14 protein-coding genes, 2 tRNA genes and 2 riboswitches are annotated in these 15,715 nt (G+C 37.3%); of the genes, 3 read left to right on the top strand and 13 right to left on the bottom strand.

The annotated features are described in order from the left end of the window. Window positions 1-285: 285 nt before the first annotated feature. The 6 genes from BAQ44_RS13945 to groES all read right to left on the bottom strand — a co-directional run bounded on the left by BAQ44_RS13945 (window position 286) and on the right by groES (window position 8,233). Window positions 286-1,791, bottom strand: a complete 1,506-nt coding sequence (locus tag BAQ44_RS13945; protein WP_063263316.1) for a sensor histidine kinase — start codon at window positions 1,789-1,791, stop codon at window positions 286-288. Next, window positions 1,775-2,476, bottom strand: a complete 702-nt coding sequence (locus BAQ44_RS13940; protein WP_063263315.1) for a response regulator transcription factor — start codon at window positions 2,474-2,476, stop codon at window positions 1,775-1,777. Before BAQ44_RS13940 ends, BAQ44_RS13945 begins: the two co-directional genes overlap by 17 nt. Window positions 2,477-2,621: 145 nt before the next feature. Next, window positions 2,622-3,947, bottom strand: a complete 1,326-nt coding sequence (locus BAQ44_RS13935; RefSeq protein ID WP_000833097.1) for an NCS2 family permease — start codon at window positions 3,945-3,947, stop codon at window positions 2,622-2,624. A gap of 128 nt (window positions 3,948-4,075) precedes the next feature. Then, window positions 4,076-4,177: riboswitch (purine riboswitch) on the bottom strand. 153 nt (window positions 4,178-4,330) lie between these two features. Beyond that, window positions 4,331-5,869 carry a glutamine-hydrolyzing GMP synthase gene (gene guaA, locus BAQ44_RS13930; protein WP_000743922.1) on the bottom strand — a complete coding sequence of 513 codons (1,539 nt, stop codon included), beginning with the start codon at window positions 5,867-5,869 and terminating at the stop codon, window positions 4,331-4,333. Window positions 5,870-6,034: 165 nt separating this feature from the next. Next, window positions 6,035-6,136, bottom strand: a riboswitch (purine riboswitch). 139 nt (window positions 6,137-6,275) lie between these two features. Beyond that, window positions 6,276-7,910 carry a chaperonin GroEL gene (gene groL, locus BAQ44_RS13925; protein ID WP_001029985.1) on the bottom strand — a complete coding sequence of 545 codons (1,635 nt, stop codon included), beginning with the start codon at window positions 7,908-7,910 and terminating at the stop codon, window positions 6,276-6,278. A 38-nt stretch (window positions 7,911-7,948) separates the two neighbouring features. Beyond that, the gene (gene groES, locus BAQ44_RS13920; RefSeq protein ID WP_000917306.1) at window positions 7,949-8,233 is read right to left on the bottom strand and encodes a co-chaperone GroES; all 285 of its coding nucleotides are present in this window, start codon (window positions 8,231-8,233) and stop codon (window positions 7,949-7,951) included. A gap of 401 nt (window positions 8,234-8,634) precedes the next feature. On the opposite strand from groES, the gene BAQ44_RS13915 reads away from it, so the two are divergent. Together BAQ44_RS13915 and BAQ44_RS13910 are read left to right on the top strand one after the other, a co-directional pair. Beyond that, entirely contained in the window at window positions 8,635-9,384 is a 750-nt protein-coding gene (locus tag BAQ44_RS13915; protein ID WP_071722019.1) for a CPBP family intramembrane glutamic endopeptidase, read from the top strand. Next, window positions 9,381-9,572: a YdiK family protein gene (locus tag BAQ44_RS13910; RefSeq protein ID WP_001246201.1), complete on the top strand. Its 192-nt coding sequence runs from the start codon at window positions 9,381-9,383 to the stop codon at window positions 9,570-9,572. Before BAQ44_RS13915 ends, BAQ44_RS13910 begins: the two co-directional genes overlap by 4 nt. A 29-nt stretch (window positions 9,573-9,601) precedes the next feature. On the opposite strand, the gene BAQ44_RS13905 is transcribed toward BAQ44_RS13910, so the two are convergent. Next, window positions 9,602-10,231 carry a redox-sensing transcriptional repressor Rex gene (locus tag BAQ44_RS13905; protein ID WP_000372703.1) on the bottom strand — a complete coding sequence of 210 codons (630 nt, stop codon included), beginning with the start codon at window positions 10,229-10,231 and terminating at the stop codon, window positions 9,602-9,604. Window positions 10,232-10,418: 187 nt separating this feature from the next. On the opposite strand from BAQ44_RS13905, the gene BAQ44_RS13900 reads away from it, so the two are divergent. Next, window positions 10,419-12,353 carry an ABC-F family ATP-binding cassette domain-containing protein gene (locus BAQ44_RS13900; RefSeq protein ID WP_211274091.1) on the top strand — a complete coding sequence of 645 codons (1,935 nt, stop codon included), beginning with the start codon at window positions 10,419-10,421 and terminating at the stop codon, window positions 12,351-12,353. A gap of 410 nt (window positions 12,354-12,763) precedes the next feature. Here BAQ44_RS13900 and tsaD read toward each other — a convergent pair whose 3' ends face one another. From tsaD to BAQ44_RS13870, 6 genes are all read right to left on the bottom strand, one after another. Then, window positions 12,764-13,780, bottom strand: coding sequence for a tRNA (adenosine(37)-N6)-threonylcarbamoyltransferase complex transferase subunit TsaD (gene tsaD, locus BAQ44_RS13895; protein WP_061679605.1), 1,017 nt, complete (start codon window positions 13,778-13,780; stop codon window positions 12,764-12,766). Continuing rightward, window positions 13,780-14,223, bottom strand: a complete 444-nt coding sequence (gene rimI, locus BAQ44_RS13890; RefSeq protein ID WP_000367199.1) for a ribosomal protein S18-alanine N-acetyltransferase — start codon at window positions 14,221-14,223, stop codon at window positions 13,780-13,782. Before rimI ends, tsaD begins: the two co-directional genes overlap by 1 nt. Before the next feature lie 13 nt (window positions 14,224-14,236). Continuing rightward, window positions 14,237-14,929 (bottom strand): tRNA (adenosine(37)-N6)-threonylcarbamoyltransferase complex dimerization subunit type 1 TsaB, encoded by a 693-nt coding sequence (gene tsaB, locus BAQ44_RS13885; RefSeq protein ID WP_061679604.1) that lies wholly within the window; start codon window positions 14,927-14,929, stop codon window positions 14,237-14,239. Beyond that, window positions 14,910-15,383, bottom strand: coding sequence for a tRNA (adenosine(37)-N6)-threonylcarbamoyltransferase complex ATPase subunit type 1 TsaE (gene tsaE, locus BAQ44_RS13880; RefSeq protein WP_061679603.1), 474 nt, complete (start codon window positions 15,381-15,383; stop codon window positions 14,910-14,912). The genes tsaB and tsaE overlap by 20 nt, the downstream gene beginning before the upstream one ends. 174 nt (window positions 15,384-15,557) lie before the next feature. After that, window positions 15,558-15,633 (bottom strand) — tRNA-Asp (locus BAQ44_RS13875). A 3-nt stretch (window positions 15,634-15,636) separates the two neighbouring features. Further along, window positions 15,637-15,713 (bottom strand) — tRNA-Met (locus BAQ44_RS13870). Window positions 15,714-15,715: the final 2 nt, after the last annotated feature.

Raw genomic sequence — 15,715 nt, 5'->3', positions numbered from 1 at the left:
GTCTAGCATCTAAAAATAAAAATTGACGTTTCACGTTGTTTGTTTCGTTCAGTTTTCAAAGAACTACTCGGTCGCTCATTTGCGACTTCCTTATGTTAACATCTTCATCTTTCAATGTCAACTAAGTTTTTCATTTTGTTTGCCGCGTTCTGCGTTATTGCATCGGCGACTTGTCCTATATTACACCTCTAACCTTTAATCGTCAACATGTTTTTCTAAAAAAATATAAAAAGGCTTATTCCTTTTAAAATAAGCCTTTTTATCATATACCATTCTATTCATTTATTATTTTTCTATAATTGGTAACGAGACGATAAAATGAATAGTACCATCCTTATATTCAGCTCGAATACTACCACCTTGTAATTCAACAATACTTTTCGCAATCGCCAATCCAAGTCCCGATCCTTCTGTTACTCTACTCCGGGATTGATCTTTCTTATAAAAACGTTCAAATAAACTCCCTAGTTCTTCTCTCGTAAACTCTTCACTATGATTCGCAATTACAATTTGTATTTCTCGGCGCTGCCTGTGAAGAGAAACTTTTATCTCCCCATCATCTTTACTATACTTAATCGCGTTCATTAATAAATTATCAAATACACGAACCATCTTTTCCGAATCAACCGCTGCATAGGCACGTTCCTCAGGAAATTTCTTAACAAACGTAAGTCCATGCTCTTCTGCTTGCGGTACTAACTCTTCTATTAATTGCTCGAGTAACTCATTTATACAAACCTCTTGTTTTTCTAATATAACTTGCTCATTTGTTAACTTCGTATACTCAAATAAATCTTCTATTAAATTCTTTAACTGCTCCGACTTCGCAAAAGCAATTCTCGTATATTCATCATGTTGTTCTTTATTTTCATATTTAGAATCTCGAAGTAATCGTAAATAACCCATAATAGAAGTAAGTGGTGTACGTAAATCGTGAGATACATTCGTAATAAGCTCGTTCTTTTGTTTCTCTAATTTACGTTCCTTTTCTATATTATTCATAAGCTCTTCTGCCATATTATTAATATTCTCAGTTAAAGACGCAATTTCGTCCTCACCTTTCTTCTCAATACGATACGCTAAGTTGCCTTTTTCTATTTCCTTTACACCTTGTGCCATCGCTTCAATTTGCTTCATCTTTCTCTTTGTTATATAGAAGAAAGAGAAAATAAATACGAGTACACCTATGAAAAATGGAAACGGCCCTTCTTGCGTATGATATCTCACTTCACCTCCCGGAATCCCACTAACAAACATGTATAAATTCTTATCTCCTATTGTAATAGGTGCAAAAGCTATAAATTCTTTTCTTGTATTTTCAAATGCATCTTGGCCATTTGAATAGTTAATTGCAAATGATGCTGCATTACGAATTGTATTATGCAAATCAATTTGTTCTTCTTGTGCCTGCTTCGTCTTATATACAACTTTGCCGCTCTCGTCAGTAACCAATACTTTTAAAGCTCTAGATCCTCGTTCTAAATTTTGGTTCTCCCTTTCGATCATATCGGATATGGCTTCTAATTTATTTTCGTGAACTGAACTATTCGCCACACTTTGAGCTTGTTGATGAATTTCTCTCATACCAGACCCATAATCTATTGTCGCCTGCCGATTCGCATTCTCAAAAAAGGGTGCTGCTCCCTTTGCAAAAAAAAGCCCTAATAACGCACAAGCAGTAAACGCAGTAATAAGTTGAATTCGCACACTCCGTTTCACACTCTTCACTAACTTTCCAATTAACTCTCGAAATTTCCTAACATAAGTAAATGGATTAAATATCTTTTTCAATCTTATACCCCACTCCCCATACTGTTTTTATATACATTGGCTTCCTTGGATTCTCCTCAATCTTTTCACGCACTTTCCGAATATGAACCATTACCGTGTTATCCGACTGGAAAGATCTTTCGTTCCAAACCTTTTCATAAATTTGTTCCGCGCTAAAAACCATCCCTGGATTACGAGCTAGTAATTCTAAAATTGAAAATTCCCTCGGGGTCAGTTTCACTTCTTCTCCATCCACAATAACTTTATGGGTTGAGATGTTTATTTTCATCTCTCCAATTTCTAACTCGTCCTCATTTTGAATAGCAAAACCATTCATCTTCATATAACGACGTAACTGAGATTTAATTCTTGCGATTAACTCTAACGGGTTAAATGGTTTCGTTACGTAATCATCTGCACCTGTAGTTAATCCTAAAATTTTGTCCATATCTTGCGTTTTCGCCGAAAGCATAATAATCGGCATTTCTTTCGATTCTCTTACTTTCATACACATGTGAATACCGTCTACTTTTGGCATCATAATATCTAATACGACTAGATGCACTTCATTTTCTTCCAGTAAACGTAATCCTTCTTCTCCGTCCCCCGCTTGCAACACTTTATATCCTTCATTCTTTAAATAGATTGTAATAAGATTCCTAATTTCTTTTTCATCATCTACGACAAGTATTGTTTCGGTTGCCACAATATCTCCCCCATCACTTTTTTAATCCCTAACTTCTATTATAGGAAAACTTCTGAAGAAAAACGCTCGGAAATCCTTAAGATTTTCTGAAGACGCAAAAAAGGTCTAGACTCCCCTTAAGTCTAGACCTTTCAAAAAACCCCTTTTATTTACGAACGTAGATGAAATATAGTACGAATAAAACTCCCATAACATACATAATTGGATGAATCTCTTTGCGGCGACCACTTACTACCATTGTAATTGGATAGAAGATAAACCCGATTGCAATCCCTGTCGCAATACTATACGTAAGTGGCATTGAAATGATTGTAAAGAATGCTGGTACTGCAATCTCGAATTTCTTCCAATCAATTTCGCCTAAAGATGAAACCATTAAGATTCCTACAATAATTAAAGCTGGTGCCGTTACAGCTGGTGTTACAACACTTAATAATGGTGAGAAGAATAGTGCCAGCAAGAAGAATCCTGCTGTTACAACTGCCGTAAATCCAGAACGTCCACCCGCTGCTACCCCTGCAGAAGATTCAATGTAAGATGTTGTTGTTGATGTACCTAAGATCGCACCGATTACAGTTGCAATCGCATCTGCGAATAACGCTTTTCCTGCACGTGGTAATTTATTGTTCTTCATTAATCCAGCTTGATTCGCAACCGCTACAAGTGTACCTGCTGTATCAAAGAAATCGATAAAGAAGAACGTTATAATAACAATTACCATTTGAACAGTGAAAATATCTCCGAAGTGCGTTAACGCCACACCGAACGTTGGTTCTAGACTCGGGATTGCTCCCACTACAGCTTTCGGAGTATCAATTAATCCTGTCGCTACTCCTAAGATTGCTGTAAGAATCATACCGTAGAACACTGCACCATTAACTTTCTTAATCATAAAGATGATTGTCGTAACAACTCCGAAGATTGCTAGTAACGTTGTGCCCTTTGTTAAATCCCCCAATCCAACAAGAACAGCATCATTTTTCACGATAATTCCGGCATTTTGGAATCCAAGGAAGGCAATGAACAATCCGATACCTGCCGCTACTGCAAACTTTAACTCTGATGGAATTGCATTAATGATTTTTTCACGAATACCTGAAGCTGTAAGAATAATAAAGATAATACCTGACATTAATGTTCCAGCAATTGCTGTTTGCCACGGAATACCCATCGTTAACACTGCCGTATAAGCAAAGAACGCGTTAATTCCCATACCCGGTGCCAAAGCAATCGGATACTTCGCGAATATCCCCATAATTAACGAACCAATCGCTGCTGCTAATGCTGTAGCAACGAATACTGCACCTGGATCCATTCCTGTACCTGCTGGTAACCCTTTAACATTTCCAAGTGACAGTGTAGCAGGATTGACAAATAGTACATACGCCATAGATAAGAATGTCGTTAAACCTGCTATGAACTCTGTTTTATAATTTGTACCGAGTTCATCAAACTGAAAATAGCGTTTCATCTTACGTTTCCCCCGTTATATGATTACTCGCCGTAATCTCCCTAGCCCTCTTTTATCTATTAAAAATAAAAAAGGCTTCCATTGCATATACATGGAAGCGTTCTATGAATAAAGACAAGTTTCCCCTCATCTTTATCTAAACGCCTCGTAGTCAAGCCATTTACGGTAGCTAGGTAGAAACTTTCGGGCCATATCCCCGATATTATACGACGGCATAATATTCACTTTTCGTTTGAATTACATACTCATATTAACTCGACGAAGTAGTTTTGTCAATTTAAAAACGAACATTTTTATAAACTTTTATAATTTCGTTCGTATTAATGACGAAAATATAAAAGATCCATCTACGCATGTGCAATAGATGGATCCTTTGTATAATACTATTCCCACTCAATAGTTGCTGGTGGCTTACTCGTTACATCATACACGATACGGTTAACGTGTTTTACTTCGTTTACGATACGTACAGAGATTTTCTCTAATACGTCCCAAGGGATACGTGCCCAGTCAGCTGTCATACCGTCGATAGATGTTACTGCGCGGATACCTACTGTGTAATCGTAAGTACGCTCGTCACCCATAACACCTACGCTACGCATACCAGGAAGCGCAGTGAAGTATTGCCAGATTTCACGGTCTAAGCCCGCTTTAATAATTTCTTCACGTAAAATCGCATCAGATTCACGAACAATTTCTAATTTCTCTTCTGTGATTTCACCTAATACACGAATACCAAGACCAGGGCCTGGGAATGGTTGACGCCATACGATTTCATCAGGAATTCCTAGTTCTGATCCTAATACACGTACTTCATCTTTAAATAACGTGTTTAAAGGCTCGATTAATTTGAACTGCATGTCTTCTGGAAGTCCACCAACGTTATGGTGAGATTTAATTGTTTGTGCAGTTGCTGTACCACTCTCAACGATATCTGTATAAAGTGTACCTTGTGCTAGGAAGTCCATTCCTTGTAATTTAGAAGCTTCATCATCAAATACGTAAATGAATTCGTTACCGATGATTTTACGTTTTTGCTCTGGATCTTCTACACCTTTTAACTTGTTCATGAAGCGTTCTTGCGCATCCACTTTAATAACGTTCATGTGGAAGCCTTCGCTGAATGTTTTCATAACGCCTTCTGCTTCACCTTTACGAAGTAAGCCGTGGTCAACGAAAATACATGTTAATTGATCGCCGATAGCTTTATGAATTAATACTGCTACAACAGAAGAGTCTACACCGCCGCTAAGTGCGCATAGTACTTTTTTGTCTCCAACAGTTTCACGGATTTTCTCTAATTCTACTTCGATAAAGTTCTCCATGTTCCATCCTTCAGAACAACCACAAGCGCCGAATACGAAGTTTTTAATTAAATCGTTACCGTGCTCAGAGTGACGTACTTCTGGGTGGAATTGTACACCGTATAAGTTTTGCTCTTCATTGCTCATACCAGCAATTGGACAAGACTCACTTGTTGCATCTACTACGAATCCTTCAGGTAAACCAGTTACTAAGTCACCATGACTCATCCATACAACTTGCTCTTCTGGAAGGTTCGTATATAATTTTGATTCGTTCTCTACTTTAAGAACAGCTTTTCCGTACTCACGGTGGTTTGCACGTTCTACTTTACCACCGAAGTGTTGTGTCATAAGCTGCATACCGTAACAAATACCGAAGATCGGTAATCCTAGTTCAAAGATTTTTTCATCACAATGTAATGCGCCTTCACCGTATACACTATTTGGTCCACCAGAGAAGATAATCCCTTTTGGATTCATTGCTTTAATTTCTTCTGCAGTAATTGTATGTGGATGAAGCTCACTGTATACACCGAACTCACGAATTCGACGTGCTATTAACTGATTGTACTGACTCCCAAAATCTAAAACGATAATTGTATCATGCTGCTTCTTCAAAATAATCACCCCAACGTTAGTTCTCGTATATAAATATTTTCACCAATTTAGCGAAAAGCATTACTAATATAATAAAAAAAGCCAGTCCTCCGCCTCTAGTCTCATAACAAAGAAAAGGCAGGGGTCTGGCTTTATAAAGAAAGATAGTCTTCCGCTCTTTATAAATATAAGACACACTGCCTTCATAGTCAGGTTGTTTACGGTAACCCGGTAGAGACTCTCAAACCTTATCTTTGAGGATATATGAAGGATCGTTTTATATTATCTTCCTAGATTCTAACAATGAAGTATCGATATGGTCAAGAGAGAAAGCGACAAAATTCTACAGAAATTCATTTCCTTTTCTAAAAAACATAAAAAAACATCCATTTCTATATAGAAATGGATGTTTTTCGAGCAAACGGAATTACATCATTCCGCCCATACCGCCCATGCCCATGCCGCCCATGTCAGGCATTGCTGGTGCATTTGGTTCTGGCTTGTCAGCAACTACAGCTTCAGTTGTTAAGAACATAGCTGCAACAGATGCTGCGTTTTGAAGTGCAGAGCGAGTTACTTTAGCTGGATCTACGATACCAGTTTCAAGCATGTTAACCCACTCGCCAGTAGCTGCGTTGAAACCAACGCCTACTTTTTCGCCTTTTAGACGCTCTACAACTACAGATCCTTCTAGACCAGCGTTGATTGCGATTTGACGAACTGGCTCTTCTAGTGCGCGAAGTACGATGTTGATACCTGTTGCTTCGTCGCCTTCAGCTACGATAGAAGCTACTTTCGTGTATACGTTCATAAGTGAAGTACCACCACCTGCAACGATACCTTCTTCTACTGCTGCACGAGTTGAGTTAAGTGCATCTTCAATGCGAAGTTTGCGCTCTTTTAACTCAGTTTCAGTTGCTGCACCTACTTTAATTACTGCTACGCCACCTGCAAGTTTTGCAAGACGCTCTTGTAATTTTTCACGATCGAATTCAGAAGTTGTTTCTTCTAATTGCGCACGGATTTGGCCAATGCGAGCTTCGATTTGTTGTGAATTTCCGATACCTTCTACTACAGTTGTGTTTTCTTTCGTTACAACGATTTTACCTGCGCGTCCTAAAGATTCAACTGTAGCAGATTTTAAGTCACGACCTAATTCTTCAGTGATTACTTCGCCACCAGTTAAGATTGCGATATCTTCTAGCATTGCTTTACGACGGTCACCAAATCCAGGAGCTTTAACAGCTACTACATTGAATGTACCACGAAGTTTGTTCACTACTAATGTAGCTAGCGCTTCGCCTTCTACGTCTTCAGCGATGATAAGAAGTGGTTTACCTTGTTGTACCACTTGCTCTAATACTGGTAAGATTTCTTGGATGTTAGAAATCTTTTTGTCAGTAATTAAGATGTATGGGTTATCAAGAACTGCTTCCATTTTGTCAGAATCAGTAATCATATAAGGAGATGCATATCCACGATCAAATTGCATACCTTCTACTACGTCTAATTCTGTTGTGAATCCTTTAGACTCTTCTAAAGTAATAACACCGTCGTTACCAACGCGCTCCATTGCTTCAGCGATTAATTGACCTACTTCTTCGTCAGCTGCAGAAATAGCAGCTACTTGTGCGATAGAAGATTTACCTTCGATTGGTTTAGAGATCTCTTTTAATTCTGCAATTGCAGCAGTAACAGCTTTTTCGATACCTTTACGAAGACCCATTGGGTTCGCACCAGCTGTTACGTTTTTAAGACCTTCACGAATCATAGCTTGTGCTAATACAGTTGCAGTTGTTGTTCCGTCACCAGCTACATCATTTGTCTTGCTAGCAACTTCTGCTACTAATTTTGCACCCATGTTTTCGAATGCATCTTCTAATTCAATTTCTTTTGCAATTGTTACACCATCATTTGTAATAAGTGGTGAACCGAATTTTTTCTCAAGTACAACGTTACGACCTTTTGGTCCAAGCGTTACTTTTACTGCGTTTGCAAGAGTGTCGACACCGCGAAGCATCGAACGACGTGCTTCTTCACTAAATTTAATATCTTTTGCCATAATAATTGACCCCCTTGGATTTTTTAAGATTTATATAATTAACCGATAACTGCTAAAATGTCACTTTCACGTAAAATCAAGTAGTCAGTACCTTCGTATTTTACTTCAGTACCTGCATATTTTGAGAAGATGATAAGATCACCTGCTGCTACCTCTAAAGCAACACGCTCACCATTTTCAAGCACTCGACCAGTACCTACTGCAATAACTTTACCCTCTTGTGGTTTTTCTTTTGCAGTGTCTGGTAATACAATACCACTTGCTGTTTTTTCTTCTGCTTGAACAAGCTCAATTACAACGCGATCACCTAATGGTTTTAGCATGAACAACAACCTCCTCATTTTGTTATGTAAATTTTCTTTATTAGCACTCAAGTCACCCGAGTGCTAACACACTTATAATAATAAATAATCTCAATTTCTTTTGCAAGTAAAAAAATCATAATTTTTTCGCAAATTAAGCTATACACTTTTCTATATAGAGTCTCTCTTCTTCTACCTTTACTATATGAATCGTTGTTTCCACTACTCGTATGTTACAATATGAAAGGACACCCTAAGTTGTTTTCGCTATACACACAACTTTCTCCTGTCTTCTATTATAATTTCAAATACGGATTTACGAAAAAAACATAATTTACGCGAGGTTTATATCGTAGGTAGCATATTTACATGTTATCCTACCTTATCTCATACACTAGAGTTAGAAAGGATGGTTAAACCATTTGAAAAAACAATATTGGTGGGTTATCGTTACATACATTTTAATGCAGTTATCATCCATTGCTGGATTACCACTTCTCCTAAAAACTGGACTTTATGATAACAGGGGCTTTACTAGAGAAGAGAAGTTCCAACTCATAACTGGACACTGGGCAATCATTAGCTTCTTTATTGCATTATGTATCGTACTTTGGTTACTTAGAACAGATATTCGCGACAGACGTTTAGATACAACGCGTTCTTCTATTCCAGCTACGATTGGTTGGATTTTTATCGGCTTCTTTTTAGCATTTTTCTCGCAAAGTATTGCCGGCATGATAGAAATGCGTTTATTAGGAATTAAACCTGGATCAGAAAATACAGCGAGACTTATGGATATCGCTAGAACGACACCTTGGTTCCTTATCGTCATCTCTATAATAGGACCTATCTTGGAAGAAATCGTATTTAGAAAAATTTTATTTGGTACACTTTATAAGAAGTTTAACTTCTTTATTGCTGCTATCATTAGTTCTCTCGTATTCGCAGCAATTCATTTTGATTTCACTCACTTATTGGTATACACTTCTATGGGGCTCGTGTTCGCCTTTTTATATGTAAAAACGAAGCGTATTATCGTCCCTATCGCAGCTCATGTTGCTATGAATACATTAGTTGCAGTTGCTCAAGTTTTAATGAGCAATGAACAAATTCAAGAAATGATTAAAGAAGCTGAAAAAATGCAAGGCTTTATCGGAGGATTTTTAGTATGAGAAACTCACCATTGTTCATGGCTGCATTGTACTTCCTTCTAGGATGTATCTTTACACGCTTCGCCATTACGAACGTAACAGATACAATCTGGAATATGTGGACAATACTATTTGCAGTTATGGCAACAATTGATTTTAATTTAGCACTTCGCCTCATCTTAGTTAAATTCACAAAGAAAAAACAATAATAAAACGCAGAGGTCGCTTCCTCTGCGTTTTATTGTGGATAATTCTTCAAAAAGTAAACAAGTGTTTGTAACTCTACTGCTAAATCAATATGATGAATTCTTATATTGTCTGACACATTTAAGCGCGCTGGTGTAAAATTTAAAATACCATGCACGTTCGTTTCTGCCAATCTATCTGCTACAGATTGTGCTACTGTAGCGGGTACTGTTAATATTGCCACTTGTATATCAGTTGATAAACGTTCTTCTAATTCATCTAAATGATATACAGGAATGCCCCCGATTTCTGTTCCGACTTTCTCTTCACTAACGTCAAACGCCATTTCAATTTTTGTATTATTGTTTTTCGTGAAATTATAATGTAAGAAAGCGGTCCCTAAATTACCTACTCCAATAAGTGCTACACGTGTTATATCATCTTGGTCGAGTGTTTCACGGAAAAATGATAATAGATAATTTACGTTATATCCATAACCTTTTTTCCCTAACGCTCCAAAATATGAGAAATCTCTTCGAATCGTTGCGGAATCAACCTTTACCGCCTCGCTCAATTCTGCTGATGAAACACGTTGCTTACCAGAAAGAGATAAGTTTTGGATAAATCGATAGTATAGAGGCAATCGTTTGGCAGTGGCCTGTGGAATTTTTTGCTGATCCATATAACCTCTCCTCTCTTCCTATCTTTATTCATATACTTGAATCTAATACAGAAGTTTAGCACTCATGAATTTCCCTGTATAATAAAGAGAAGAAGAATTCTCTCTTTATTTTAAACTATACACTATTTTTAGTATGATTGAGAAATATAAACATGGCAAAGTTAAGAAATTATTTGAGGTGAAAACATTGATTTTATTACAAGTAAACGCGCTTTCGAAATTATACGGTGCAGAAACGATTCTTGCAAACATAAAATTGGAAGTTCAAACGAAAGATCGTATCGCATTAGTCGGACGAAATGGAGCCGGAAAATCTACGTTATTAAAAATAATAGCTGGTGAGCTGTCTCATGATGGTGGCGAAATTATAAAACCGAAAGATGTCTCAATCGGATACTTAGCTCAAAATACCGGTTTAGAAACGTCTTTAACAATTTGGGATGAAATGTTAACCGTCTTTACACACTTGCAGCAAATGGAGACAAAACTTCGAAGGCTAGAGCAAGAGATGGGAAAAGAAGAAAACTTTTCAAATGAGGCTACATACGAAAGATTATTAGCTGATTATGACCAATTACAATTAGATTATAAAGATCAAGGTGGCTATCAGTACGAAGCAGATATCCGCTCGATTTTAAGTGGTCTTGGCTTCCCAGTTGAAACGCACCAGACGACGATTTCTACATTAAGCGGTGGACAAAAGACACGATTAGCTCTCGGTAAATTATTATTAACGAAACCAGACCTACTTATTTTGGACGAGCCTACAAACCATTTAGACATCGAAACGTTAACATGGCTTGAACAATATTTACAAGGCTATCCTGGCGCAATACTAATCGTTTCCCATGACCGTTACTTCTTAGATAAACTCGTTACACAAGTATATGAAATTTCGAATAAAGAAAGCAGACGATTTGTTGGTAACTACAGTAAATATTTAGACTTAAAATCAGCACTATACGAGCAAGAAATGAAACGTTATGAAAAACAACAAGATGAAATCGCTAAGCTTGAGGACTTCGTTCAAAAAAATATAGCGCGTGCATCTACGACAAAACGTGCTCAAAGCCGTCGTAAACAATTAGATCGAATGGAATTATTAACAAGACCATTAGGTGATTCTAAGTCAGCTTCCTTCCACTTCGATATCGAAAAACAAAGTGGAAATGATGTTTTACAAGTAAAGGATGCAACTATCGGCTATGATGAGGATCCGATTATTGAACATGTAACGATGCGCTTAACTCGCGGGGATAGCGTTGCTTTAGTTGGTCCAAACGGAATCGGGAAATCCACATTATTAAAATCACTTGTGAATAAGTTACCACTATTACACGGTGAAGTTTCTTTCGGATCCAATGTATCTGTTGGTTATTATGATCAAGAACAAGCAAACTTAACATCTTCTAAGCGGGTTTTAAATGAGTTATGGGATGAATATCCCTTGCAGCCTGAAAAAGAAATTCGCACGATATTAGGTAACTTCTTATTCACCGGGGATGATGTACTAAAACCAGTATCTTCTCTTAGTGGTGGACAAAAAGCTCGATTAGCTCTTGCAAAACTTATGATGCAAAAATCGAATTTATTAATTCTTGATGAACCTACGAACCATCTTGATTTAAATAGTAAAGAGATTTTGGAGAATGCTTTAATTGATTATCCAGGCACCCTTCTATTTGTCTCACATGACCGCTACTTTATTAATCGTGTAACGACGACCGTTGTTGAGTTATCAACAGAAGGTGCACAGGAATATTTAGGTGACTACGATTACTACGTTGAAAAGAAAAATGAAATGATTGAACGCGCAGCATTTGAACAACAAGAACAGCAAGAAAGCCAAGCACCTGTTCAAAAAACTGTAGCTCAAGAAAAATTAAATTATCTCGAAGAAAAAGAGCGTAAACAATTAGAACGTCAACGCACTCGAAAAATTGAGGAGCTAGAACAAAACATTGTAGAATTCGAAGCAGAAATTGCTACGTTAGAAGATCAACTTTGCTTACCAGAAATATATGCAGATTATGAAAAAGCTAGTGAAATTACAACAAAAAAGCAAACACTACAAGAACAACTTGATGCATGTATGGCAGAATGGGAAGAGTTACATTTATAAGAGTATGAATAAGAAGGGTGTCTCATAAGTCGGGATTTTTGACTATGCGACATCCTTTTTGTCTTCTAGTCGGGATGAACGTCATATTGTATAAACAATTCGACACGACATATCGATTTACCGACAAAGTTTGACATTCATATCATAAGAGCGTATTTCAAAATGTTTTTTAGAGATATCTTCTCGCTATTTATTTCCCGAAAAAGAATACATGTAAAGGTCAGACTTCATCTGGTTTATCCACAAGTTTATACACATATCCACCTTTGTAAAATAAACTCCAAAATAACTTTTCCACATTATCCACAATTAATAAAAAAGTTATCAACATTTTATATACACAATAAAACCCACATTATCAACAGATAATATGGGTTTTATCCACAAGCTGTGGTTAATTTTGTGTATAACTATGCTTCAATATCTAATCCTGGATTTGCATTTAAAGCTAATGTAGCACGTTTTCCTTGTTCATATGCAATTGTACCTGCCGCCGCAATCATTGCCGCATTATCTGTGCATAAAGATAATGGAGGGATAATTAGCTCAATATTTTCTTTTTGTGCAAATTCTTCTTCTAAACGTGCACGAAGTCCTTTATTAGCAGCTACTCCACCAGCTAGAAGCAGTTGCTTTACGTTATACGCTTCTGCTGCACGGGATGCTTTCGTTACAAGCACATCTATTACACTCGCTTGGAAACTTGCTGCTAAATCTTCCGGTGCAATTTCTATCCCGCGTTGTTTTGCGTTATGCACAGTGTTGATAACTGCTGATTTCAATCCACTAAAGCTGAAATCATACGAATCAGGTTCTAGCCATGCACGAGGCAAATCAATTGTTGGTTCTCCTTCATGTGCAAGGCGATCAATATGAGGACCACCTGGATATGGCATAGATAACGTACGAGCTACTTTATCATATGCCTCTCCAGCTGCATCATCCCTCGTTTCACCAATCACTTCGAATGAACCATGCTCTTTCATATAAACAAGCTCCGTATGCCCACCAGATACAACAAGTGATAGTAGTGGGAATTGAACTTCTTTTACTAAACGATTCGCATAAATATGACCAGCGATATGATGAACACCAACTAGAGGAATATCATGTGCAAAAGCTACTGCTTTCGCTGCATTTACCCCTATTAAAAGCGCCCCTACTAAACCAGGTCCTTCTGTTACAGCAATTGCATCAATATCATCAAATGTGATATTTGCTTCTTTTAAAGCTTCTTCTAACACAACTGTAATTTCTTCTACATGATGACGGGATGCAATCTCTGGTACAACTCCGCCAAAACGTTTATGACTTTCAATTTGTGATGCAACTACGTTTGCAATAATTTCCGTTCCATTTTTAACAACTGCTACCGCTGTTTCATCACAACTTGTTTCAATACCAAGTATAATCGTATTTTTTTCCATTATATATTCACCCACATTACGAGACCATCTTCCTGATTGTCTGCATAGTATCGTTTACGAATTCCACCATTTTGAAATCCGTATTTTCTGTATAACTGTTTTGCTACTTCATTTGATACACGTACTTCAAGTGTCATCGTTTTTACCCCTAAATCTTTCGCTTCGGAAATAACTTCTTTCAATAAAGCATCCCCTAGCTTTTGACCTCTGTATTCTGGCAAAATAGCTATATTTGTTATATGTGATTCATCAATAATTATCCACAATCCACAATACCCAATTACACGACCATCTTTTTCTAGCACAACATAATGTGCATGTTCATTCGTCGTTAACTCACGGTGAAAGGCATCTGCAGTCCAAGGAGTTGAAAAAGACGCTTCTTCAATAGCTACAATTTGAGCGATATCATCGAGTTCCATCTTTCTAAATATCATATCCATCTTCTGCAAACCCCTACTTGTTTTGACTTTCTAACCACTTTGTTTCGGCCTCAGCTAAACGAAGGTAACTAGGAACAAATGAATGCACATCTTGTTCTTCTTTTTGCAATCCTAAGAACGCTAACTCACTTGGTCTTGGGTTATTTTTAGTGAAAGGAGCAAATACAGCTTGATTGCCTAAATGTTCTATTATTGTTTCTTTGTGCAGTTTAACATCGTTACCAATAAATAAAACCTGCTTGCCTTTATCTTTTAACATTTGCAACCAGTCTACAATAAGGATGATTCGGTCTTCTTCTATAGAAGTGACATTCTCTCCTTCATATGTATATAACCCAGTATAAATTTGTCCACGTCTTCCATCGAATAAAGGACAGATTAATCCATCAAAATTAGCTCCGTTTGCAGCTACTACCTCTAAACTTGATACACCTACAATCGGTATTTGAAGTGACCAAGCTAATGTTTTTGCAGCTGTCACACCTATGCGAACACCTGTATATGATCCAGGTCCAGCAGCTACAACGATTTTAGTTAATTCTTTCGGTTTTACACCGCATTCTTTTAACAGTTGTTCTACAGCTGGCATAAGACGTACAGAATGGTTTTTTGTTAAGTTTGTAATGATTTCCCCAATTACGTTTTCTTCCTCAATAAGGGATACACCCATTACGTAATTTGAAGTATCAATTGCTAGTACTTTCATCTTGTAATAGCTCCTCACATAATCTAATATATCGATCTCCAATTGGCTCGAGTACAATTTTCCTTGTATCATCTCCAGCATGGAATAAACTAATTTGTAACTTCTCATTTGGTAAAAATGCTTCTATTAAATGAGCCCATTCTACTACGGTAATTCCTTCACCGTAGAAATACTCATCAAAACCTAAGTCCTCTTCACTTTCTGCTAAGCGATACACGTCCATATGATATAGCGGCAATCTCCCTTTATATTCTTTAATAATATTAAAGGTAGGACTATTTACAACTCTTTTCACTCCAAGACCTTTTGCTAGTCCTTTTGTAAAAGTTGTCTTACCAGCCCCTAGATCTCCTTCTAAAATAATTACATCTTGTGCCCCGACAAGTCCACCTAGTTTTTCTGATAATCTTTGTGTTTCCTCAGAGGATTTTGTTGTTATTTCATATTTACTCACAGACTTCACCTACTTTACTCACAATGTTCTCTGCTCTTTATTATACAGGTTTTGAATATATAAAAAAGTCCTTAGGAGTTTTCCTAAGGATAGTTTGACTGTCTTTATTAGTTTTTTGTTAAAACAAATAAAAAAATACGAAACAACATGTTTCGTTCTTTTCTTTATATAAAATGGCGGTCCCGACCGGGGTCGAACCGGCGATCTCCTGCGTGACAGGCAGGCATGTTAACCACTACACCACGGGACCATTTGGTTGCGGGGACAGGATTTGAACCTGCGACCTTCGGGTTATGAGCCCGACGAGCTACCGTGCTGCTCCACCCCGCGAT

It is taken from the genome of Bacillus mobilis, assembly GCF_001884045.1.
GTDB lineage: Bacteria > Bacillota > Bacilli > Bacillales > Bacillaceae_G > Bacillus_A > Bacillus_A mobilis.
This window is presented reverse-complemented; position numbering and strand designations above follow the sequence as displayed.

Coding starts and splice junctions, on each gene's coding strand:
- BAQ44_RS13910 (WP_001246201.1), top strand. CDS start 9,381: ATGAGAAACTCACCATTGTTCATGGCTGCATTGTACTTCCTTCTAGGA.
- groES (WP_000917306.1), bottom strand. CDS start 8,233: ATGCTAAAACCATTAGGTGATCGCGTTGTAATTGAGCTTGTTCAAGCA.
- tsaB (WP_061679604.1), bottom strand. CDS start 14,929: ATGAAAGTACTAGCAATTGATACTTCAAATTACGTAATGGGTGTATCC.
- BAQ44_RS13935 (WP_000833097.1), bottom strand. CDS start 3,947: ATGAAACGCTATTTTCAGTTTGATGAACTCGGTACAAATTATAAAACA.
- tsaD (WP_061679605.1), bottom strand. CDS start 13,780: ATGGAAAAAAATACGATTATACTTGGTATTGAAACAAGTTGTGATGAA.
- BAQ44_RS13905 (WP_000372703.1), bottom strand. CDS start 10,231: ATGGATCAGCAAAAAATTCCACAGGCCACTGCCAAACGATTGCCTCTA.
- rimI (WP_000367199.1), bottom strand. CDS start 14,223: ATGGATATGATATTTAGAAAGATGGAACTCGATGATATCGCTCAAATT.
- groL (WP_001029985.1), bottom strand. CDS start 7,910: ATGGCAAAAGATATTAAATTTAGTGAAGAAGCACGTCGTTCGATGCTT.